This window comes from Planococcus maritimus (genome assembly GCF_001687625.2).
Taxonomy (GTDB): domain Bacteria; phylum Bacillota; class Bacilli; order Bacillales_A; family Planococcaceae; genus Planococcus; species Planococcus maritimus.
The window spans coordinates 2,892,832-2,914,222 of sequence record NZ_CP016538.2 but is presented as its reverse complement, the minus strand read 5'-3'; the positions used below and the strand labels follow the sequence as shown (position 1 = coordinate 2,914,222).

At 46.7% G+C, this 21,391-nt stretch carries 19 protein-coding genes; 11 read left to right on the top strand and 8 right to left on the bottom strand.

What is annotated here, in order from left to right; all coding sequences use genetic code 11:
- Positions 1-104: 104 nt before the first annotated feature.
- Both BBI11_RS14420 and BBI11_RS14415 read left to right on the top strand, forming a co-directional pair.
- Positions 105-1,403 (top strand): NCS2 family permease, encoded by a 1,299-nt coding sequence (locus BBI11_RS14420; RefSeq protein WP_068464964.1) that lies wholly within the window; start codon positions 105-107, stop codon positions 1,401-1,403.
- 376 nt (positions 1,404-1,779) lie between these two features.
- On the top strand, positions 1,780-1,965 hold the full coding sequence (locus BBI11_RS14415; RefSeq protein ID WP_068464962.1) for a hypothetical protein: 186 nt from the start codon (positions 1,780-1,782) through the stop codon (positions 1,963-1,965).
- A gap of 48 nt (positions 1,966-2,013) precedes the next feature.
- Here BBI11_RS14415 and BBI11_RS14410 read toward each other — a convergent pair whose 3' ends face one another.
- Entirely contained in the window at positions 2,014-2,910 is an 897-nt protein-coding gene (locus BBI11_RS14410; protein ID WP_068464959.1) for a MerR family transcriptional regulator, read from the bottom strand.
- 258 nt (positions 2,911-3,168) lie between these two features.
- Positions 3,169-4,377 (bottom strand): MFS transporter, encoded by a 1,209-nt coding sequence (locus BBI11_RS14405; protein WP_068464956.1) that lies wholly within the window; start codon positions 4,375-4,377, stop codon positions 3,169-3,171.
- Positions 4,378-4,600: 223 nt separating this feature from the next.
- On the opposite strand from BBI11_RS14405, the gene BBI11_RS14400 reads away from it, so the two are divergent.
- From BBI11_RS14400 to BBI11_RS14390, 3 genes are all read left to right on the top strand, one after another.
- Positions 4,601-6,106 carry a succinyl-CoA:acetate CoA-transferase ScpC gene (locus BBI11_RS14400; protein WP_068464954.1) on the top strand — a complete coding sequence of 502 codons (1,506 nt, stop codon included), beginning with the start codon at positions 4,601-4,603 and terminating at the stop codon, positions 6,104-6,106.
- A gap of 99 nt (positions 6,107-6,205) precedes the next feature.
- On the top strand, positions 6,206-6,850 hold the full coding sequence (locus BBI11_RS14395) for a LytTR family DNA-binding domain-containing protein (protein ID WP_068464951.1): 645 nt from the start codon (positions 6,206-6,208) through the stop codon (positions 6,848-6,850).
- 249 nt (positions 6,851-7,099) lie between these two features.
- Positions 7,100-8,614 carry a succinyl-CoA:acetate CoA-transferase ScpC gene (locus BBI11_RS14390; protein ID WP_068464949.1) on the top strand — a complete coding sequence of 505 codons (1,515 nt, stop codon included), beginning with the start codon at positions 7,100-7,102 and terminating at the stop codon, positions 8,612-8,614.
- A gap of 309 nt (positions 8,615-8,923) precedes the next feature.
- On the opposite strand, the gene BBI11_RS14385 is transcribed toward BBI11_RS14390, so the two are convergent.
- On the bottom strand, positions 8,924-9,391 hold the full coding sequence (locus BBI11_RS14385) for a VOC family protein (RefSeq protein ID WP_068464946.1): 468 nt from the start codon (positions 9,389-9,391) through the stop codon (positions 8,924-8,926).
- Between the two features lie 164 nt (positions 9,392-9,555).
- Between BBI11_RS14385 and rlmN the strand changes: the two genes are divergently transcribed.
- From rlmN to BBI11_RS14370, 3 genes are all read left to right on the top strand, one after another.
- Positions 9,556-10,629, top strand: a complete 1,074-nt coding sequence (gene rlmN / locus BBI11_RS14380; protein WP_068464943.1) for a dual-specificity RNA methyltransferase RlmN — start codon at positions 9,556-9,558, stop codon at positions 10,627-10,629.
- Positions 10,630-10,903: 274 nt separating this feature from the next.
- Positions 10,904-12,028 (top strand): ABC transporter ATP-binding protein, encoded by a 1,125-nt coding sequence (locus tag BBI11_RS14375; RefSeq protein ID WP_068464939.1) that lies wholly within the window; start codon positions 10,904-10,906, stop codon positions 12,026-12,028.
- 833 nt (positions 12,029-12,861) lie between these two features.
- Positions 12,862-13,617, top strand: coding sequence for a YkuS family protein (locus BBI11_RS14370; protein WP_068464936.1), 756 nt, complete (start codon positions 12,862-12,864; stop codon positions 13,615-13,617).
- Between the two features lie 326 nt (positions 13,618-13,943).
- Here the strand turns inward: BBI11_RS14370 and BBI11_RS14365 are convergent, their stop codons facing one another.
- Entirely contained in the window at positions 13,944-15,221 is a 1,278-nt protein-coding gene (locus BBI11_RS14365; protein ID WP_068464933.1) for an MFS transporter, read from the bottom strand.
- Between the two features lie 174 nt (positions 15,222-15,395).
- Here BBI11_RS14365 and BBI11_RS14360 point away from each other — a divergent pair, with 174 nt between their 5' ends.
- Positions 15,396-16,160, top strand: coding sequence for an exodeoxyribonuclease III (locus BBI11_RS14360; protein ID WP_068465823.1), 765 nt, complete (start codon positions 15,396-15,398; stop codon positions 16,158-16,160).
- A gap of 106 nt (positions 16,161-16,266) precedes the next feature.
- Here BBI11_RS14360 and BBI11_RS14355 read toward each other — a convergent pair whose 3' ends face one another.
- The 4 genes from BBI11_RS14355 to BBI11_RS14340 all read right to left on the bottom strand — a co-directional run bounded on the left by BBI11_RS14355 (position 16,267) and on the right by BBI11_RS14340 (position 19,999).
- On the bottom strand, positions 16,267-17,415 hold the full coding sequence (locus tag BBI11_RS14355) for a CDP-glycerol glycerophosphotransferase family protein (protein WP_237150285.1): 1,149 nt from the start codon (positions 17,413-17,415) through the stop codon (positions 16,267-16,269).
- Between the two features lie 472 nt (positions 17,416-17,887).
- Positions 17,888-18,559, bottom strand: a complete 672-nt coding sequence (locus BBI11_RS14350) for a P-II family nitrogen regulator (RefSeq protein ID WP_237150284.1) — start codon at positions 18,557-18,559, stop codon at positions 17,888-17,890.
- 4 nt (positions 18,560-18,563) lie between these two features.
- Complete coding sequence (locus BBI11_RS14345; RefSeq protein WP_068464923.1) at positions 18,564-19,307, bottom strand: DUF1538 domain-containing protein; 744 nt, start codon at positions 19,305-19,307, stop codon at positions 18,564-18,566.
- Positions 19,304-19,999, bottom strand: coding sequence for a DUF1538 domain-containing protein (locus BBI11_RS14340; protein WP_068464920.1), 696 nt, complete (start codon positions 19,997-19,999; stop codon positions 19,304-19,306). Before BBI11_RS14340 ends, BBI11_RS14345 begins: the two co-directional genes overlap by 4 nt.
- A 111-nt stretch (positions 20,000-20,110) precedes the next feature.
- On the opposite strand from BBI11_RS14340, the gene BBI11_RS14335 reads away from it, so the two are divergent.
- Both BBI11_RS14335 and BBI11_RS14330 read left to right on the top strand, forming a co-directional pair.
- On the top strand, positions 20,111-20,743 hold the full coding sequence (locus tag BBI11_RS14335; protein ID WP_068464917.1) for a pentapeptide repeat-containing protein: 633 nt from the start codon (positions 20,111-20,113) through the stop codon (positions 20,741-20,743).
- A gap of 182 nt (positions 20,744-20,925) precedes the next feature.
- Positions 20,926-21,279, top strand: coding sequence for a helix-turn-helix domain-containing protein (locus BBI11_RS14330; RefSeq protein ID WP_068464914.1), 354 nt, complete (start codon positions 20,926-20,928; stop codon positions 21,277-21,279).
- Positions 21,280-21,391 lie beyond the last annotated feature (112 nt).

The following is a 21,391-nucleotide window of genomic DNA, read 5'->3' as shown; positions in this document are numbered from 1 at the left end:
GCCTTGACAGCGGCTTTTTTTAGGATTACACTTCAATCTTGGCTTACCTGATTTTTCAGGCAGAGCGGGTAGGGAGAGGGCTAATTTCATAGAAGGTATGTCTTATGGCAAATTGGATGGACCGATTTTTCGGTCTTAACGAAAACGGGACGACCATCAAGCGGGAAATGACAGCCGGCTTGATCGGATTTTTCACCGTGGTCTACATCATCGCCGTCAACTCACTGATTTTATCGGAGTCCGGCATGCCGATCGAGTACGCCATTATCGGGACCATTGCCGCTTCTGTCGTTGGAGCGTTATTAATGGGCTTTTGGGGCAATGCGCCCATCTTGCTCATTCCGGGCATGGGGATCAATGCATTGTTCTCGTATACGCTCGTCCAGTCGATGGGGCTTAGCTGGCAGGAAGCACTTGCCGTTGTGTTCGTCTCAGGGTTTATTTTCGTCTTTGTCGCGTTTACGCGCTTTTCGAAAATGCTCAGCGAGGCTGTTCCAAATTCGCTGAAAGAAGCGATTACGGTTGGGCTTGGGCTATTTCTGATGCTGTTAGGTCTGGAGAAAGGCGGCCTTGTGGGTCCTGGCGACGGGGCGATTCTTTCGCTCGGTTCGCTATCGGATCCACTGGTGCTGTCGACGATTGTGACGTTCTTGCTCGCGATCATTTTATTCATCCGCAATGTGCCGGGGAATTTTTTGATCACGATTGTACTCGGAACGGTCATTGCGTATTTCTTCGGCATGATCGACCTCAGCCAAGTGAGCGAGCCAGGCGTCAATCCGGCAGAAGCATTTGCGGTGTTCGGCTCGATGTCGTTTGCAGGTTTCTTGTCGACGACGTTCTGGGTAGCGGTCTTTTCCTTGACGATGGTGCTGGTGTTTGAAAACATCGGCCTTGTCCACGGACAGGTGAATTTTATCGGCCGCCCGGAAAAGTATTCGCGTGCGTTCCAGGCGACGTCGGTTTCGACGATGGCTTCAGGATTTCTGGGCACAAGCCCGACGGTGGCCAGTGTGGAAAGCGCAGCGGCGATGGCTGCTGGCGGTCGCACTGGATTAACTTCGTTGACGGCAGGATTTTTGTTTATAGGTGCAGCATTCTTCATTCCACTGATCAAGATCATTCCCGATAGCGCAATTGCGCCGATTTTAATCATTATCGGTGGGTTGATGCTTCAAAACATCAAGAATCTCGACATGAAGGACATGAGCGAGACCTTTCCGGCATTGTTGATTGTAGCGCTCATTCCGTTTACGTACAGTATCGCGGACGGCATCGCGATCGGGTTTATCCTGTATCCGGTGCTAAAAGTGGCAATCGGCAAATGGCGTGAAGTGTCTCCTGCACTTTATGTGATTGCTTGTCTGTTTTTCGTCAATTACGTCTTTCACGTAATCGGCTAAAAAAACGCATATTTTTTAAATACTTAGAATATGTCACTGAAATTAAAAAGCAAGTAATGTTACACAACGAATAGTTTGTAAACTTTCTAAGTGTTTGTAGAAGCGTCCGCCCGACTCCTGTGGATCAGCGAGACGACCGAGACCCCGCAGGGCATGAATGAGCGAGGCATGCCGAGTTCATTCATTTGCGATACTTAAGCGTAGCGAAAGTATCGCAAACCGAGGAGGCTTGGGCGCGAGCCCACGGAAAGCGGGCGGTTCAAGCTTCGGAAAACATGATTCAAGAATCCAGACATGTGAAAAAGCGCATCCGGTCGATGGATGCGCTTTTTGCTTATTTGGGCATGTTATAATAATAGAAAAGGAGCGGATCACGATGCGCTATTTTAAATCGAATATGGAAAAACTGGTCAGCCAGGAGCCGGAACTAAAACAACGGTTGAAAGTGTTGATGAAAGAAATGGAGCTTGAAAAAAGCTTTGCATTAAAAGCGCTTTACCACTCAGAAGTGGCGGACAGCGGCCCTTTCATGAAGCAATATCAAGAAATCGATAATCAGTAAAAAAAGCCATGAGCGAGGGAATCCTTCGCTCATGGCTTTTCTATTCGGTTAAGATGTACGGGCAGTTTTGAATTCCTCGAGCCATTGCTGCCAGGATTCAAGTGTGGTGCCGATGCAATAGCGGTTAATCTTTTGGTCATCACAATCGATGCCTTGGCCGCCAAGCAAAAAGTGGAGGTTCGGAATTGTTTCGGAAAGCTCTTTGATATATTGTTCTGCAACAGGACGGCTTTTGGGTGTCATAACAGACATGCAGACGATTTGAAAATCCTGCTTGGCCACCATTTCTGCCAGGCCATCAAGTGGTGTGTCAGGACCTGTATAAACTACGTGGAAGCCGTTCTCCCGAAGGAACAGGGAGAACAATAACAGGCCGAGCTGATGATGCTCGCCGCTCGGGCTAAGTGCTAACACTTTCGGCAAATGAGGCGCAACCGGGAAGATGCGGAAAAATTGGTTAAAGCGCTGTTGGATGATATTGGTGATCATGTGTTCATGTGCCACGCTAATTTGGCCGTTTTCCCATTCGGCGCCAATTCGTACCATGAGTGGCGCGATGATGTGAAAGAAAACGGTTTGGTGATGGAACAACGAGAATTTCAAGTCGAGCAAATAATTAAACCGGTCAATGTCTATTTCTACAGCGGCCTGATACAGTTCTTCAATTTGCTTCGCGTACTCAATCGGTTCCTTGTGATCGGTAACTTCAGGGTGATAGAACTGTTTTCTCGAAGTATGCAATAACTTGACGGCTTCGCTGATTTTCATGCCATTTTCCTGAACTTGGATTTTCAGCCATTTCAAATCTTCCAAGTTTTGATCAGAATACAGCCGGTGGCCCGATTCTGTGCGCGCAGGCGTGATGGCATTGTAGCGCGTTTCCCAAGAACGGATGGTCACTTTGGGCATGTCGAGTAGTTTAGCAGCAGCTTTGATATTGTACATAGCATGACCTTCATTCCGTAGTTTTTTGTTATACAAATATTATACAACCAACTATCTCAAGCGTAAAGTTATTGGCTTTATTGTCAGCAGAAAAGAGCAAGAAAAAACAAATCCTTAAAGAAAGAAACGGGCTATTTAGTGCATAGCGCCGCGATAAATCCTTAACATGGAAAAAGACAGTGCGCTTTATGGGCGGCACTGTCTATAAGGGAGTATAAAACTGATACAAAATCTGTAAATGACTCAGATTTGGGGTGCTTATTGTTGTTCGATTGTACGTATGCGTTTGGCAGATCTTGAACGCTGCCACCCCACCGTAATGGTAAGTGTAGCCAATAATAGTATCAAGCCGAGGATAAACGGAAAAATGATATTGATATCGAATAAAATCCCTGCGAGAAGTGGCCCCATAACATTTCCAATACTCATATAGGCGTTATTCATGCCCATTGCAAAGCCGACTTCGCCTTCTGCAAGTTTTGAAATCAATGTATTCAATACAGGGCGCAGAATAGAGGTCGCCAGGAAGATGATCAGCGATACTCCGAAGAACATGACGTAGCTGCTGGCAAATAACGAGGCCAGAAAGCCGCCCGCGGCAACGCCAAGGAAGGTGATTAAGACACCGATTTCCCCGAAGCGCGAAACGATGCGATCGACGACAAACAATTGAACGATGACACTCACCGTTCCGGTAGCGGTAATCATAAAGGCAATGTCTTTTGCGGTGGAGTTGAATTGGTTGTCGAGATAAAGCCCGAGGACAGACTCATATGCGAGCAAGCCAAAACTCATGACCAGCGTGATGACTAGCGGCAAAAAATATGGCACTGAAGTGGAGCGGGCGATTTTCTTAAACATCGATTCGGACTGGGTCATCGTTAAAGCGAGATTCGGATCCGCTTTTTCGGCGTCGCTGTCTTTTAAGACAAAGACAGAGAAGAGAACGGCTGCGAGCGACACGAGCGCTGACACGAGAAACGGCAGCTTCAGGCTGAAGTCGGCAAGAAATCCACCAATCCCCGGGCCAATGACGATGCCGAGTGACATCGCAGCTGATACCAGGCTTGTGCCTTTGGCGCGTTGATCGAATGTTGTGATATCAGCGATATAAGCGAAAATGGCTGGTACGAGCATCGCCGCGCCAATGCCTCCGACGACGCGTGAGAAGTACAGCACCCAAATAAAGTCGGAAGCATAGAAAATGAACATCGATAAGGTCAGCCCTGCCAGACCCCAGATGATCATGATGCGTCGCCCGTATTGGTCGGCCCATTTACCGGCGATCGGCGAGAACAGGAATTGGGCAGCGGCGAAGATGGCGATCATCAAACCGGCCGCCATGCCGCCTTGATCGATGGAGACAAGATACGATGGCAGAATCGGAATGATGATGCCGAAACTGGCGATGGCGATGAACATATTGATCATTAAAATCAGGATTTTTTTGCGTTGGTCTTTGGACATGGGTGTGCCTTCTTTCTTATATATACATACGCAGGACAGTTATATTGACTTCCCCATATTATGTATACTTCCAATGCTTGTCAATGACTTTGCAAGTTGGATGTGGATTTTATTTTAAGTGCAAATCCAAGAGGGGCAGTCGCGCAAAATGAAACGGGTTGAGCCATCGCGATTCTCGGGTATAAGGTAATATCTAAGATCGACTACGGGGAAGGGGATGCGTATGGATCAACGACTGGAAAGAATCCAACTACCGGCTTTACGCGAGCGGATTGTCAGCGCGCAACAAGCAGCTTCTTGGATAACGGATGGCATGGCGATTGGCCTCAGTGGCTTCACGCGCGCAGGAGACGCCAAGGCAGTGCCGAATGCTCTGGTGGAACGCGGAGAGAAAGCGCCGTTTCGAATCGATGTCTATAGTGGTGCTTCGCTGGGGTGCGGAATCGACGGCCGTTTTGCACAGTCAGGCATCGTTCGGAAACGTGTGCCTTATCAATCCGATTCTTTGATGCGCGCTTCGATTAATTCTGGGGAGGTGCAGTTTGTGGACCACCATTTATCCCAGACGGCCGAATGGGTGCGCGGAGGCGTGACGGGGCCTTTGGATTTCGCCGTCATTGAAGCGCTCGGCATTACCGAGGAGGGCTTGCTGATCCCGACGACTTCTGTCGGCAACTCGATGGTATTCGCCCATCATGCGGATAAGCTCATTATCGAAATCAATACGGCACAGCCGATGGAACTCGAAGGAATACACGATTGCTACGAACCGCAAGCGCTTGGAGTGCGCCAGCCGATTCCGCTCGTTTCGCCGAGAGACCGCATCGGCACAAAAGGCATCCCAATCGATCCAGCGAAAGTCAAAGGCATCGTCTGGAACGATCAGCCGGATTCACCTTCGCCGATCGAACCACCCGATGCCGATACGAATATCATGGCTGACCATTTGCTCGATTTTTTGCGTGGCGAAGTGCAGGCCGGACGATTGAGCGAAAAATTGCCGCCTATTCAATCCGGTGTCGGCTCTGTCGCAAATGCGGTATTGCACGGTCTGATCGATTCGGAATTCGAAGGACTTGAGCTGTATTCGGAAGTGCTGCAGGATGCCGTATTCGACTTGCTCGATTCGGGCAAGGCATCATTTGCTTCAGCTTCAGCGATTACTTTATCCGCAGATTATATGGAAAGAATCTATCGTAATTTCAGCCAATACCGAGACCGGTTGGTGCTGCGGCCGCAGGAAATTTCCAATCACCCCGAAATCATCCGGCGCCTCGGACTCCTTTCCATCAACACCGCATTGGAATTTGATATGTACGGCAATGTCAATTCCACACACGTGGCTGGAACCAAGATGATGAACGGCATTGGCGGGTCGGGAGATTTCGGGCGCAATGCACAGCTGGCTATTTTCGTCACTAAATCCACTGCCAAAAACGGCCGGATCTCCTGTGTCGTGCCCTTCGCTTCCCATATTGACCACACAGAGCACGATGTGGACGTATTGGTCACGGAGTACGGATTTGCCGATATCCGTAATCTGGCGCCTCGCGAGCGGGCAGAACGGATCATTGCGAATTGCGTTCATCCGGATTACCGCCCGCAACTGCAAGATTATTTCAACCGAGCGATGGCTCAAGGCGGCCATACGCCGCATGTTCTAGGAGAAGCGTTGTCTTGGCATGAACTGTACACACGCGAAGGCACGATGATTAAAAAAGCGCAGTAATGGACGTGAAGAAAAGACAGAAGCACCTGCTTGTCTTTTCTGTTGTTTGGAAGTCAGGTATACTAATATCATTTGAACCCTACTGGAGGCCCATGCGCGATGGAAAAAATAACACCCGGCCCGCTATTGGATGTGATGGGGGAACTATTCTCAGATGAAATCTCGATAGCGGTATCGAATATGGATGAATACACCTATTATCGCCCAAGCAAACGCATCGATTTAAAAATTAAGCCAGGAGATAAAGTGCGTGAAGGCACCATCGCTCACAAAGCGCTGACAACTGGCCACAAGGCATCCGAATTTATCAACCGGGAAGTGTTTGGCGTGCCCTATCATGGCATGGCAGTGCCATTTGAAGAAGACGGAGAGCTTGCAGGCTGCGTGATGGCGATTTACCCGGCCTACACAGAAGGCAAATCGGTCGTGACCGTGAAAAGCCCCGATGGTTGGAGGCCCATTTCGTTTACTGACGTGCGGTATCTGGAAGTAAAAGACCGCAAGACGCATGTCCATGCTGCCGATTTTTCCGGCACCAATAAAAACTCCCTGCAGGAATTCGAATATTTGCTGCCGAGAGATTCATTTATTCGCTGCCACCGGTCGTTTATCGTTAATGTCCATCATATTGAAGAAATTTATCCTGATACCCATTCGACATTCGTGCTAGAGATGGACAACGGGGAACGCCTGCCTGTCAGCCAATCGTATTCTAGTTATTTCCGCAAACTACTCGGCTTCTGAGGACGCATGAAAATGCTGCCTCGGGTAGCCGTTTTTCTATTTGACCCAAGGTATTTACTTTTTCATCCCAATATTTCCTGCTTCGCTCCGCTGCGCGTTATCATTAATAGTGGTCACACAAGTAAATTGGGTGCTCTGTATCCTATTTTCAACCTATAGAAGCACCGCAAAACTGTTTAGTATTATGAAAACGCTTCAAAAAATAACTGATAATTAGATAAAAATAGATAGAAAGAGAGAGTGGATGGAATGGAAAAGAACCTCGAGCGGATCAAAGCGACGGAATTGCAGGATCGTGTAGTCACAGCGCAAGAAGCGGCTGCGTGGATTCAAGATGGCATGACACTGGGGCTTAGCGGATTTACAAGAGCGGGCGATGTAAAAGCGGTCTCATACGCACTAGTGGAACGTGCGAAAACTGAAAACTTCAAAGTTAACGTCTTTACTGGAGCTTCTCTTGGCTCTGATGTCGACCGATTGTTTGCGGAAGCGGGAATCGTTAACAAGCGTTTGCCTTTCCAAGCAGACCCGGCGATGCGTAAAGCGATTAACGCAGGGGATATGTACTTTTTGGACCATCATTTATCCCACACGGCCGAATGGATTCGGACGGGCGCCATTGAACCGATCGATTTCGCGATCGTCGAGGCTCTTTCCATTACAGAAGACGGGATGATCATTCCAACGACCTCTGTCGGAAACTCTTCCATATTCGTGAAACACGCCAAAAATATCATTGTGGAAATCAATACAGCGCAGCCTGAAACATTTGAGGGCATTCATGATATTTATGATGCCGGCACACAAGGTGAGCGTGACCCAATCCCGTTGACTTCAGTTGACCAGCGCATCGGGACAAAAGGCATTCCAGTGGATATGGAACGTGTACGCGGCATCGTCTTTAACCATCAGGACGATTCTCCTTCGACCATTATGGCACCGGACCTAGACACCAAAATCATCGCTGATCATCTATTGAATTTTTTCCGCAGCGAAATTGAAGCTGGACGGTTGACGGAAAAATTGGCTCCGCTTCAATCAGGGATCGGTACGGTGGCCAACGCAGTGCTGCACGGCATGATCGATTCAGAGTTTGAGCACTTGGAAGTCTATTCGGAAGTCTTGCAAGACGCGGTATTTGATTTGATGGATGCGGGCAAAGTCGATTTTGCTTCTTGCTGCTCGATTACCTTGTCCGAGCCGAAGATGGAGCAGGTTTTCAGTGAATTTGACCAGTATCGCGACAAAATTATTATGCGTCCACAAGAAATCTCGAATCATCCGGAAGTCGTTCGTCGACTCGGCTTGATCGCGATCAACACGGCATTGGAATTTGATATGTACGGAAACGTCAACTCTACACACGTTTCCGGCACGAAAATGATGAATGGCATCGGCGGATCGGGCGATTTTGCCCGCAATGCGCGTCTTGCTATCTTCGTGACGAAATCTACCGCAAAAGACGGCAAAATCTCAAGCGTCGTGCCATTCGCAGCGCATGTCGACCATACTGAGCATGATGTCGATGTAGTGGTCACCGAGCAAGGCTATGCCGACCTTCGCGGGCTAGCGCCTCGTCAGCGCGTGGAAGTCATCATCGAAAACTGCGTGCATCCGGATTATCGTCCGCAAATGCGCGAGTATTACGAAGAAGCATTGACACGCGGAGGCCAAACGCCGCATGTCTTAGAGAAAGCTTTCTCTTGGCACGAATCATTAGCTAAAAACGGCACAATGCTTTTGAAAAAAGAGCAATTGGTCTAAAACAAAACCGGACAGCCACGTGGGCTGTCCGGTTTTTGTGCTGTCGAGAAATTCAGGTAACCCGTATTTTCCGAAGCTTATCGCTCGCTTTCCGTGGGCTCGCGCCCAAGCCTCCTCAGTCGCTTTGCGCCTTGCGGGGTCTCGGTCGTCTCGCTGATCCACTGGAGTCGAGCGAACGCTTCTTCAAATACTTAAATAGCCCATTGATTGTTTAAAGTTAAAAAATTCCCATCTTAACTCATAGATGATCAACAGTCTCCTTCAACACTTTTAAACCTTGAAGCCACGTGGCTGTCCGGTTCTTTTTGTTCAACGATTGCCATACATTTCTGAAGTATTGCGGGAATACAATTCGATAATATTGCCGAATGGGTCCTCGGTGTAGACGAGATAATGCGGTTTGCCTTTATTGATGTTCCACATTTTGCTCCGCTGAAGGCCGCCGTGCTGGACGATGCGTTCAATCGTTTCGACGATATCATCTACTACTAGGGCAATATGGAAAAATCCTGCATGCCGCGGCGGCGCTTCAGAAAAAGAAGGGTCTTGAAATTCGAATAGCTCGATGCCAAAGCCGTCGGAGGACATGAGATGGACATTGCGCATTTTGCGAATCTCCGGCCCCTGTAAATCATTTGTCATCGATTCGGGGCCTTCTGTTTCTGCATCAAAGTCGAAGGGGCCCGCCAAAATATGAAAATCAAAAACTTTTCGGTACCATTTAATCGCTTTATCTAAATCGGGGACCGCGAGCCCCACATGCGTAATTGCTGCCATGATGATTCTCCTCCTTTTTTCTGTACTGATTCTGTACCCTTCTACAGGTGGAAATATGCAGCAATAGAGCATTGTTTGAGCGATTAGTCGAAAATAGTTGTTGCCAGACTGGATTTTTAGTATTATAATAAGCAATTGTGAAATTCTGAAATGAGGGTCCTAATATGAAAAATTCCATCTATGGATTGACGATAGAACAATTAAAAGATTGGTTTGTAGAAAATGGCCAGAAGAAATACCGCGCAGAACAAGTGTGGGATTGGCTTTATATTAAACGTGTCACTGAATTCTCGGAGATGAAGAACTTATCGAAGGATTGCATCGAGCTTTTGGAAAACAATTTTGCGATCCGTACATTAGACCAGGCAGTCAAGCAAGAATCGTCTGATGGCACGATCAAATTCCTTTTCCGTTTGCAGGACGGCAACTTGATCGAAACGGTTCTCATGCGCTTTAAATACGGCAACTCGGTCTGTGTAACGACACAAGTCGGATGTAACATTGGCTGCAGTTTCTGCGCTAGTGGTCTCTTGAAGAAGAGCCGTGACTTGAACGCAGGCGAAATCGTTGAACAGATCATGCAAGTACAAGCACATTTCGACGCAGAGCAAAAAGAAGAGCGCGTCAGCCACATCGTTGTTATGGGTATCGGCGAACCATTCGATAACTACACGAACTTGATGGATTTCCTCCACGTTGTAAACTCACAAAAAGGGTTGGCAATCGGAGCGCGCCACATCACGGTTTCAACAAGCGGTATCGTACCGAAAATTTACGATTATGCGGATGAAGGCTTGCAAGTCAACTTGGCGATTTCTATTCACGCCCCGACGAATGAATTGCGTTCACGCATTATGAAGATCAACAAAGCGTACCCAGTTGAAAAATTGATGGAGTCTATCGATTACTACTTGGAAAAATCGAATCGCCGCATCACTTTTGAATATATTATGCTGCGCGACGTCAACGACCATGTTGAAGAAGCGAACAAGCTGGCGAAATTGCTTGAAAACAAGCGCCATTTGTCTTACGTCAACTTGATTCCTTATAACTCGGTTGATGAGCACGACCAATATCAGCAAAGCACGCCTGAAGCCATCAGTGCATTCTATGATGCATTGAAGAAAAAAGGCATTAACTGCGGCGTTCGCCACGAACAAGGTGCAGATATCGACGCTGCCTGCGGACAACTTCGCAGCAAGCAAATCAAAAAAGAGAAAAAACCAGCAACGGTCTAATCTCATGTCAGACAGCAAGCCCCCGAATTTTTTTCGGGGGCTTTTTGTATGATCGAAATCGAAATCAACCTGGCGCGCTCTTGTGGACAGTCTTATATGCTGTTGGAAATGATAAAATTAAGGTGATTGTAAAAAAAATAAAAAGCGGATAACCCTATGGCAGTACTGGATTTGCTGTGTATGACCCGAAATTACGCAAACGTTTGCACAAATGTATTTGTAATTTACTGCAAATTCTCTATAATGAAAGAAAACGCTTAAGAGGAGAATGGGAATGGCTGAAATTAAAATCGAGCAATTAGGCAAACGTTACGATAAAGGGGCACTGGCAGTCAGTGATTTCAATTTACATATAAAAGATGAAGAGTTCATCGTGTTTGTCGGTCCTTCGGGGTGTGGGAAATCGACAACCTTGCGCATGATTGCAGGATTAGAAGAAATCTCAGAAGGTGAATTCTTCATTGATGGAAAACGCATGAACGATGTAGAGCCGAAAGAGCGCGACATCGCCATGGTGTTCCAAAACTATGCTTTGTATCCGCATATGACGGTCTATGAAAATATGGCGTTCGGTTTGAAACTGAGAAAGTTCAAAAAATCGGAAATCAAAAAACGTGTCGACGAGGCAGCTGCAATTCTTGGCTTGGAAGAATACCTGAACAGAAAACCGAAAGCGCTCTCAGGCGGACAGCGCCAGCGTGTGGCACTTGGACGCGCGATTGTCCGCGATGCCAAAGTATTTTTGATGGACGAACCCTTGTCGAATTTGGATGCGAAATTGCGAGTGCAAATGCGCGCCGAAATTTCCAAATTGCATAACCGCCTGAAAACGACCACGATTTATGTAACGCACGACCAAACGGAAGCCATGACGATGGCTACCCGCATCGTGATATTGAAAGATGGCGTGATCCAGCAAGTCGGCACGCCAAAAGAAGTGTATGATTTCCCGGAAAACCGCTTTGTTGGAGGATTTATCGGTTCGCCAGCGATGAACTTCTTTGAAGGACAGCTGGTCGATGACTCTTTTGCTGTCGGCACTAAAAAGATGACGATTCCTTCTAAACTATTGGATGTACTGAAAGCAGAAGGCTACGACAACAAGCCAATCACTCTCGGCATCCGCCCGGAACATATCCATGTTAACAACGAAGACCTATCTAAAATCCCAGCAAGCGAATTCGAGGCAACCATCACCGTATCTGAGCTGACGGGTGCGGAGACCATTCTCCATGCAGTCTATGAAGACCAAGACTTCATCGCCCGTGTCGATGCCGCCACTTCGATCGAAGCAGGGCATCAAGCGACACTCGCCTTCGACATGACGCACGTCCATTTCTTCGACGCGGAATCAGGTTCGCGCATCAAAGCTACAGAACGAGCAGCAGTAACTGTATAAATTTAAAGACCCCGTCCATCTGAAAAAGTTGGACGGGAGTTTTTGTTTGGGCGGAGAAAAATAGGGAGAAAGAAAAAATCAATATCGGATGCCTGAACGGATATTTATCACTTCCACTTGAACATATCCGCCATCCTTTCCGAAGCCAGACAGCGACTAGTTAGCTGACACAAAACCAACAACCAAAGGCGACACCTTCTATGAAAAAGCAGGAAGCGATTCCCCCATCGGCGGATGAATAATGAAACACCCAACCATCTACACACCCAATTTCCAATGAAATCACGAAGCCGCCCGGCGCAATAAGATAAAAGTTTTATTCAAGCATCAGGTCGAACCCTTTGCTCCTACATTTGCAAGCAAATGCATCGCAAATGAATCGGCTCAACTTCCTTTCGCCAATTCATTGGCTTATGGTGAAAGACCAACCCTGAGTCGGGCGGCGACTAATAAGTTGAAGCCAAAACCGAAAATCACAGGCAACACTTTCAATCAAAAAGCAGGAAGCGATTCCCCCTCACCAGATGAATGGTAAAAGTTCAGCCAGATATCCACACAAGTTTCAATGAAATCCCAAAGCCGCCCGGCGCAAAAGGGTGAGCCGAAACCATAAGACAAATGTCCTTTTTGGCTTATGGTGAAAGGCCAACCCCAAGCCGGGAGGCGACTAATAAGTTGGAACCAAAACCAGTTCTATGAATAGCCTATTCAGCAGTCAATGAAAGCGTGAAAATTTGAAAAAAATGGAGGGGTTCACAAACGATACGTTTAGAGCGAACAATTAGGGGAAAACAACTTAACATAGAGTTTTCAAAAAAAGGAGTGGACACAGAATGGTAAAAATTGCAGTCGAACATCCATTTACATCCGTACGTGACGCGTTAGTACAAAAAGGGTACAACGCAGAAATGCTTGAAAAGAAAACAGATGCGACAGATTATGACGTAGTGGTCGTCCGTGACCAGGAAGATTTGACGGATTTCCACATGAGCGTCTCATTAGTTGAAGCAAGAGGGCGCACGTTATTTGAAATTGTTGAAGAAGTCGAAGAACGTCTCGTACGTCAAGGGAAAATCCAATCTCCAACACCGATGGCACCGGAAAACGATTCTGAATCAGGCGGTGGCGGAAGCTTCGTCGCAGGCGCGGTTACAGGTGCTTTAATCGGTGCAGCAGCAGGTCTTTTGCTCGCGCCTAAAAGCGGCAAGGAATTGCAGGAGCAAGTCAAAACAAAAACTGCAGATTCCAGTGAAAAAGTAAACACGTCAATCGAGCAGGCGAAAGTGAAAGCTGACGAATTGAAAACGAAGCGTGAAGAGAAAAAAGAAGAAAAAGAAGTGAAAAAGCAAGAAAAAGCGATTGAAAAAGAAGTAAAGCAACAGGAAAAAGCTGAAGAAAAAGAAGAGAAAAAAGAAGAAAAGGCCGAGAAAGAGCACGAAAAGGCTGAAAAGAAAGTAGAAAAAGAAATCAAAAAAGCTGAAAAAGATGCAGGCGGCGTTGACGTCGTAGAATTTGGCGAATCATCGCTCGGCAAAAATTCAGATGGCGAGATCAAGGTCGAGCCAACAGACGCTAAAAAGAATAACTAATGACTGATAAAAGGCCTCCCGCATCACGCGGGAGGCCTTTCCAGAGTGTTGAAGAAGTCTATAATCATCTATTAATAAAAAGAATGTGACACTATTCCACAATGAACAAATTGACGAAATGTCTTAGTATTTGGAAAAGCGTTCGCTCGACTCCTGTGGATCAGCGAGATGACCGAGACCCCGCAAGGCGCAAAGCGACTGAGGAGGCTTGGGCGCGAGCTCACGGAAAGCGAGCGATAAGCTTCGGAAAATGCGACTTTTTACCTTTCTCGACAGCCTGAAAAGGCCTCCCGCTGCTTAGGCGGGAGGCCTTTCGTATGGCAAGGTTATTCAACTGCAATTTCATCGACAGGGTCATGCGGCGCAGGTTCTGGTACAAAAATCAGGACGACCAGACCGATGATAAAGAGTACGACCAAACTCAAAACGCCTAAACTGGAGTTGCCAGTGAGTTGGGAAGTGACCCCAACAAGTAAAGGTCCCGTAATCGCGGCGAACTTGCCAAAAATATTGTAAAAACCAAAAAACTCATTGGCATTTTGCTTGGGCACCAGCTTGCCGAAATAAGAGCGGCTCAAAGCTTGAATACCGCCTTGGCTAGTAGCGACCAACATCGCCAGAATCCAAAAATCTACGATGGTTTCGATGAAGACTGCATAAACACAAACAATAATATAGACGCAAATGCCGACATAAAGCATTTTTTTGCCAGTAAATCGATCCGACAGCTTGCCGTAAAGAATTGCAAAAGGAGCCGCCACGACTTGTGTCGCGAACAACACAATCAATAAGCTGGTGGCACTCAATCCAAGGTCTGTTCCGTAAGCTGTGGACAATGAAATGATTGTGCCAACCCCATCAATATAGAAAAAATAAGCAATCAAGAATAGAAACAAGGCGCGATATTGGCGGATTTCCCGGATGGTTTTATTGAGCCGGCGGAAGCTTTGAACAACGGGACTCGCTTCGCGTTTGATAAAATGCTTTTGTTTTACATGACGGAACAGCGGAATGGAGAACACAATCCACCAAGCCGCAGTGATCAAAAACGCAAGCCGGCTGGCATTGGTGACAGACAGTGGCAATACTTCGTTTTGAGCAAGCAAAATGATCAGGATGGCGAGTGCAAAGGGAATGGTCGAACCGATATAGCCAAGCCCATAACCAAATGCGGAAACGCGGTTCATGCGCTTTTCAGTTGTGATGTCGACAATAAAGGCGTCATAGAAGAGGTTCGCCCCTGTCGCTCCAAGGGCAGCGAAGACGTAGCAGATTAGGAGCCAAAGCCACTGGCCTTCCGGAACAAACGCGAGCATTGCTGTCGAAATGGTGCCGAGCAAAAAGAACACGGTGAAAAATTTCTTTTTCATCCCTTCGTAATCGGCGATCGTGCCGAGAAGCGGGCCGAGCATCGCCAGGATGAATGTGAATATAGCGATCGTGTAACTTAAATAGGCGGTTGAATCCGCAAGTTCCACACCGGCATCTGTTGCGGCTGCTTTATAGAACAGCGGGAAGACTGCGGTCGTAATAATAATGGAATAGGCGGAGCTGCCCCAATCATAAAATGCCCAGCTTTTTTCCGGTTTCGTAAACTTCGCCATAGCCGAAAGCCTCCTTTTTATTAAGTCTATTGTACAAGACAGTCTCCAAAAAAAGGTGTTTTTGACTGAATATTTGCTGAAATTTTACAATGAATAAAAAGCATAACACGAAGCATGCTGTTTGAGGCACGGTCTTTATTCAGCTAAACTGAGGAGAGAAAGTGAGTGAATGGGATGAAGTTGGTGTCGTGGAATGTAAATGGCTTGCGGGCCGTGGTGAAAAAAGGATTTATGGATTTCTTTGAAAAGGTGGATGCTGATATACTGTGCGTCCAGGAGATCAAATTGCAGGAAGGCCAAATTGACTTGGAACTTCCGGGTTATCATACATATTGGAATTATGCCGAGAAAAAAGGTTATTCAGGAACAGCCGTTTTCACCAAGCAGCGTCCATTGAGTGTGCAGTATGGAGTCGGCCTCAAAGAACACGATTCAGAAGGCAGGCTCATCACACTGGAGTTTGCTGATTTTTACTTGGTCAATAGCTACACGCCGAATTCCCAGCATGGACTGCTGCGCCTTGCGTACCGCCTGCTATGGGAAGATCAATTGCTTTCACATATTCAACAATTGGACATGAAAAAACCGGTTGTTTTATGCGGGGATTTGAATGTGGCGCATCAGGAAATCGATTTGAAAAACCCGAAAGCCAATAAAAAGAATTCCGGTTTCACGCCGGAAGAGCGAGGGAAGATTGATCGCTTTCTCGACAGCGGTTTCGTGGACACATTCCGCCATTTCCATCCAGAAGAGGGTGGTCATTATTCATGGTGGTCTTACCGCTCTAATTGCCGCGAGAAGAATGTTGGCTGGCGCATCGATTATTTCATCGCCTCACGCCGTCTCGCCGGCAACATGAGAAGTGCGTCGATTCATACAGATGTGTATGGTTCGGATCATTGTCCTGTGGAACTGCAATTGAACGATGTATCGGCATAAGGAATTATTCAAGCAATTTATTAGTTGAACCAAATAAAACCGGCAAGCCTGAAGTGCATTCAGACTTGCCGGTTTTTCTGTCTCACAAGAGTTCCACGTGAAACATTCAAACGCCCATGACGCGTTGTGCCAGGCGTTTGCAATTGTCCTGGTCAAAATAATCGATAAACTCATCAGCTTTTCCATACCACTCGTTATGCGTGATATTGTGTTCAAGCATATAGGAAAGCGTTTGGTAGACATCTTCTATTGTCGATGATTTATAGCCGTACAGGTCCTTATCAAGGTCGAGGTACGAACCCCGTCTTTCCGTGTATTCCTGTTGGTCGAACATGAAGAAAATAATCGGTTTGTTTAAATACAGGAAGTCCCAAGAAACGCTTGTGATGTCTGTCAAAAGCATGTCGTTTTCTTCAATCGAGCGCTCAATGGAGGCATGGTTGAAATCCAAAAATTCAATGCCGTAAGCCTGGTCGGCAAGTGGAAAGAAATGTTCTTCAAAGCGTTTCATGAATGGGTGAAGCGCGATTTGAAGTTGGATGCCGTTGGACTTCAGAAGTTCGCGAATCCCTTTGTGTTCCAATAAGCCGATTGTGCTGCGGAAGTAATTGCTTTCGAGAAATTCTTCCTTTGACAGATCGAACAGCCATTCACGCCAAGTCATCATCATAAGGATGCGTTTCATTTCTTTTGGCGGCTGGTTTGGCAAATAACGGTCAAAACGGGGGAACCCGGTAATGACAAGTTTTTCTTCAGGAATATTCCATTTATCGCGTTTTAGCTCGTATTCATACTGTGAGGCACAGTTGAAATAATCTGTCCGCTTGAGGAGCGGTACATCCTCTTTTTGAATGAGGATTTTCTTGAAGCCTTCGATCCCGTGGCTAACATGCGTAATGATTGTCCGGCGGTTTAAATTCAAAAATTTATCGGCTGAGGGCACAATATCATAGAGCAAGGAATGCCCATGGAATGTGTAATCAGCGCGGAAAAACAGCAAGTAATTCCGGAAGCTGCCGAGTGGCACGGCGTTTGGAATCTGCCCGTTTTTTGCATAATCGGTCGACGGGTCATACATCCAATATGCTGTGACTTGCTCCGTGTGGTTATTCACCAAGTATTTATGGAAAACAGAAGCATTGTCTTCATATTTCTCTCCGAGGTTTCCGCCCACCAAAGCGATTTTTGGTCCTTTTGCATTTCGGTAAAACCGGGAGAGAACAAAGGCTGTTGATACTTTCAAAAAAACTTTCAAAGGGTCCCATCTCCCTTTTTCTTTCAAGGTAACGCTCATTTCCAGCCCTGCTTTCTGTTAGTCGATTCCATTCTAGTTTTTCATATTCAGCAAGATTTGTCTATTCCAAGAGGGAGGAGGGAGGGGGATATATACAGAGTGAGATTAAATAGAATATTAGCGCTTTTCGATAAGCCTTTTCGTCTTCTAAAGAAAAGGCTGATGTCCATTTCGACGGACGCTTTCCGCGGGCACGGCCTTAGCCGCTTCCCTCGCTCCGCTCAGTCCAGCGTTTAATGTGAATTAAGTCAAGCGCTGTCCCCGCTGGAGTCGCCGTCTCCATTCCCATCAGCCGGGTTAAAAAGAAAAAATGAAAAACAGACGGAGAAAAAGAAATTCTTTTTCTCCGTCTGTTTTATTTTAGGGGCTTATGGGACAGCCCCGATTTGAATACCGTCTAGTTTTTAGCGGCATATATGGCTTAGGGCTATTTTTAGGATTGGTTTAAAGAAGAGTGATTGACGCCAAATACATTTTCTACATCTATCAGGAAAGCGATGCCTTTTCCAGGAGCATCAAGGTCAACTGCCTGCTCGATGCTCGCAACGACTTTTTCTGCAAAGGCAGCCGGCACCAATGTCAGAACGACATCTTTTTCCGGATCAATCGTAAAGTTCATGAATTTTTTCTGTTCGTTGACTCCAGTGCCTCGTCCTTCTAGGATGGTACCACCTTCAGCGCCAGCTTTTGCGGCCGCCTTGACGACTTGTCCGGAATCCCCGGAGTTGACAATGGTGACGATTAGTTGGAAATCTTTCGGTTCTGGCATCAGTTCCACTCCTCGCTTTTGTTTTCGGTCATCTTCGCGGTCATCGAGATGGGGGACTCCAAGCAATTGGCTCAAGTGCACGGAAAAACCGAGGCCGTAACCGGATTTCCCCAATTTTCCGGCATGGCTGATCGCTTCGGCAACGGCCAATTCGATTCCGCCATCAACAGCGATAAAGATAACGTCTTTTTCATGCGTCGCAGGCAACCCGAGGAATGTAGGTTTTTCATTTCTTCCAATGCCTTCCCCGTAAAGCACTGTCGCCCCATCAGCACCGGCTTCTTTTGCGGCCGCAATAACGTCTCTGGAAGCGCCGCGCTTTACGATGGCAATCATCAGTCTATGATTTAGGTTCATGGTTAGGATTTCCCGCCTTTCGGTTAAAGAGTAAGCCGACAACCAGTACCGCGATAATCGGTGTCAATGCGACAAGCGCAATCATGCCGAAGCCATCGACAAGGGGATCTCGTCCTTCTGTGACAGAAGCAATCCCGACTGCCACAGAGACGATAAATGTGACCGTCATCGGCCCAGTAGCGACACCGCCTGAGTCGAAGGCAATGGCAATAAATGTGCGGGTGGAGAAGAAAATCAAGATCAAGGCGAGTGCATACCCCGGCAAGAGAAAATACCAGATAGACCAGCCTGTCAAAATGCGCAGCATCGACAAAGCGATGGATAAGCCGACGCCCGTCGATAAGGTATAAAGCATGATTTTCGAGGAGATATACCCGCCGGTTTCACGGTCGACTTCCTCGTTCATGATGCGGACAGCCGGTTCGGCGAATGTCGCCACAAAGCCGAGTATAAAGCCGATTGGGATGATGCCCCAGCGATACTCCCAATCGCCCAAAGCCGCCCCCATCAATTCCCCAAAAGGCATAAAGCCGATATGGACCCCTTGCAAGAAAAAGGCTAGTCCGAAAAATGTCAAAATAAATCCGAGCCCAGTTTGTAGTACGCGTTCTTTCGGCAATTTAAGCATGAATAATTGAAAGACGCTAAAGAAGAGGACGAGCGGAAGGAGAGCTAAGCTGACTTCAACTAGAATTTCCCCGAAACCGTGAAAAATATGCACATTCACCGGTACAACACCCCCAGCAGCATGACAGCGAGAATCGGGCCGATCGAGGCAAGCCCGATCAAGCCGAAGCCTTCACCACTGCTTGGCTTGTCGGAGCGCAGGACAGATGCGACGCCGATACCCAGCGCTAAGATAAATGGCACTGCCATTGGGCCGGTCGTCACGCCTCCCGCATCAAACGAAATCGGAATGAATGCATCCGGAACAAAGAAGGAAAATAGAAAGACTACGGTATACCCGCCAATCAGCATATAGTGGATCGGTATGCTGAACAGCGTTCGAACCATGGACAAGCCGACGAAAATCGCCAAGCCGATTGAGACAGACAAGATAAGGATGTTTCTTGAAATATCTCCTCCCGAAACTTCTTCGATTTGATTGGCCAATACCCGGACATCCGGTTCGGCAATGGTCACGGCGAGTCCGAGCACCAGGCCTGTTGCGATAATCAGCCAAGGCTTGCGGGTTAGTGGCAGCTTTTTGCCGATCAACTCACCAATCGGCAAAAGCCCGGCATTGACACCGAGCAGAAACAGGAAAAAGCCTGTGCCGACAAAGGCAACACCAATCAAAAACTGCAGCAAGGCTTCGATTGGCAAGCGGATGATCAGCACTTGAAGCAAGACGACGACAAGCGTGACCGGAAGAATGGCAGATGCGACTTCTTTCAACGTACTTTTGACATTTTCCATGCAGCATCTCCTTTACAGTGGATTTGGCTTGATGCAACTCGCACGGCGGATGGGACAAGAAACTGGATTGTCGTTAAGATGTAGGAAGAACAAACACAGGCAGGAGGAATTATGATGAAAAAGAACAAGAAGAACGAACCAATGCTCCCCCAGGAATTAGAAACAATTTCTTTTATTGAAGCATTAGATGATGGATATGTCCATGACTGCCGGATTGTTTCCGAAGAAATAGAGGCAGAAAAAATCCATTTTGATCGTGTATTGTTTGAAAACGTCCGTTTTTTGGACGGCGAATGGGAACGCAGTGAGTTTGCGGATGTGGTGTTCGTCAATTGCGATTTATCAAATGCCGATATGAGCCGTGCAGTCTTTCACCGAGTCAAATTCGAAAATTGCCGATTGCTTGGCACGGACTTTACAGAAGCAAGCATCCGCTTTACGCACTTCCAAGAATGCCGAATCGATTATGCGGTGTTCGGATTTTCGCATATAAATGACGTAAGCTTCGAACGAAGTGTCCTGCGGCAAGGCGATTTCTATGAAGTGGATTTAAACAACACACAATTTCTTGATTGCGAATTAGACGAAGCCAACTTCACAGGAACTTCTCTAAAAGGAGTAGATTTCAGTACCAGCCGATTCGAGGAACTGCAATTAAGCACTGAATTATTATCGGGGTGCAAAGTATCTACAGATCAAGCCTTGCTGTTTGCCCAAAAGTTAGGGTTAATTATAAAAGAATAGGATTTTTTTAATTTTTATATGTGTTATGACCTGCTCTGTTTCCAATTATTATATAAAATACATACTGTTCACTAAATATTCATTCTATTTTAAAATATTATCCAAAAAATGATTGCCCATTCACTTTAATTGCAGTATATTTAAAATAATTAGAAATTTATTAAAGAAAGCAGGAATCAGCTATGAAACAGCTAAGCAAAAATATAAAAGATTTAAGAGAAGCGAGAGGCTTGTCCGCGGAACAGCTTGCAGATCACCTAGGGTTTGCGAAAAGTACGGTATGGGCATACGAAAGCGGGAAAAAACAAGTCTCGGTGGTGCATTTGGAACGTCTTGCCGATTTCTTTGAGATCTCAATGGACAGCTTACTGGACCGCAATGAGCGTACGATTAATATCGATCTTCAAAATATGAATTTCTTGAACGAATATACAGTGATGCTCGATGACCAGCCATTGAACGAAGCGGAACTCGCTGAGGCGGCTTCTTTTATTCAAGTAAAACGCCGTATGGGCAGCTACGGGTTGGCGACTTGATGAATGCTTATGTGAAATCTTGATCCTGTTCTCCTAATATAAAGGGTGAGCAGGATTTTTTATGCGCATGAGCAAGTGAAGAATTGTTTTTGACAGAATAATCTGTCAAAAT

Excerpts from the sequence above, each read along its gene's own strand:
- BBI11_RS14420 (WP_068464964.1), top strand. The coding sequence starts at position 105 with ATGGCAAATTGGATGGACCGATTTTTCGGTCTTAACGAAAACGGGACG.
- BBI11_RS14415 (WP_068464962.1), top strand. The coding sequence starts at position 1,780 with ATGCGCTATTTTAAATCGAATATGGAAAAACTGGTCAGCCAGGAGCCG.
- BBI11_RS14410 (WP_068464959.1), bottom strand. The coding sequence starts at position 2,910 with ATGTACAATATCAAAGCTGCTGCTAAACTACTCGACATGCCCAAAGTG.
- BBI11_RS14405 (WP_068464956.1), bottom strand. The coding sequence starts at position 4,377 with ATGTCCAAAGACCAACGCAAAAAAATCCTGATTTTAATGATCAATATG.
- BBI11_RS14400 (WP_068464954.1), top strand. The coding sequence starts at position 4,601 with ATGGATCAACGACTGGAAAGAATCCAACTACCGGCTTTACGCGAGCGG.
- BBI11_RS14395 (WP_068464951.1), top strand. The coding sequence starts at position 6,206 with ATGGAAAAAATAACACCCGGCCCGCTATTGGATGTGATGGGGGAACTA.
- BBI11_RS14390 (WP_068464949.1), top strand. The coding sequence starts at position 7,100 with ATGGAAAAGAACCTCGAGCGGATCAAAGCGACGGAATTGCAGGATCGT.
- BBI11_RS14385 (WP_068464946.1), bottom strand. The coding sequence starts at position 9,391 with ATGGCAGCAATTACGCATGTGGGGCTCGCGGTCCCCGATTTAGATAAA.
- rlmN (WP_068464943.1), top strand. The coding sequence starts at position 9,556 with ATGAAAAATTCCATCTATGGATTGACGATAGAACAATTAAAAGATTGG.
- BBI11_RS14375 (WP_068464939.1), top strand. The coding sequence starts at position 10,904 with ATGGCTGAAATTAAAATCGAGCAATTAGGCAAACGTTACGATAAAGGG.
- BBI11_RS14370 (WP_068464936.1), top strand. The coding sequence starts at position 12,862 with ATGGTAAAAATTGCAGTCGAACATCCATTTACATCCGTACGTGACGCG.
- BBI11_RS14365 (WP_068464933.1), bottom strand. The coding sequence starts at position 15,221 with ATGGCGAAGTTTACGAAACCGGAAAAAAGCTGGGCATTTTATGATTGG.
- BBI11_RS14360 (WP_068465823.1), top strand. The coding sequence starts at position 15,396 with ATGAAGTTGGTGTCGTGGAATGTAAATGGCTTGCGGGCCGTGGTGAAA.
- BBI11_RS14350 (WP_237150284.1), bottom strand. The coding sequence starts at position 18,559 with ATGATTGCCATCGTAAAGCGCGGCGCTTCCAGAGACGTTATTGCGGCC.
- BBI11_RS14340 (WP_068464920.1), bottom strand. The coding sequence starts at position 19,999 with ATGGAAAATGTCAAAAGTACGTTGAAAGAAGTCGCATCTGCCATTCTT.
- BBI11_RS14335 (WP_068464917.1), top strand. The coding sequence starts at position 20,111 with ATGATGAAAAAGAACAAGAAGAACGAACCAATGCTCCCCCAGGAATTA.
- BBI11_RS14330 (WP_068464914.1), top strand. The coding sequence starts at position 20,926 with ATGAAACAGCTAAGCAAAAATATAAAAGATTTAAGAGAAGCGAGAGGC.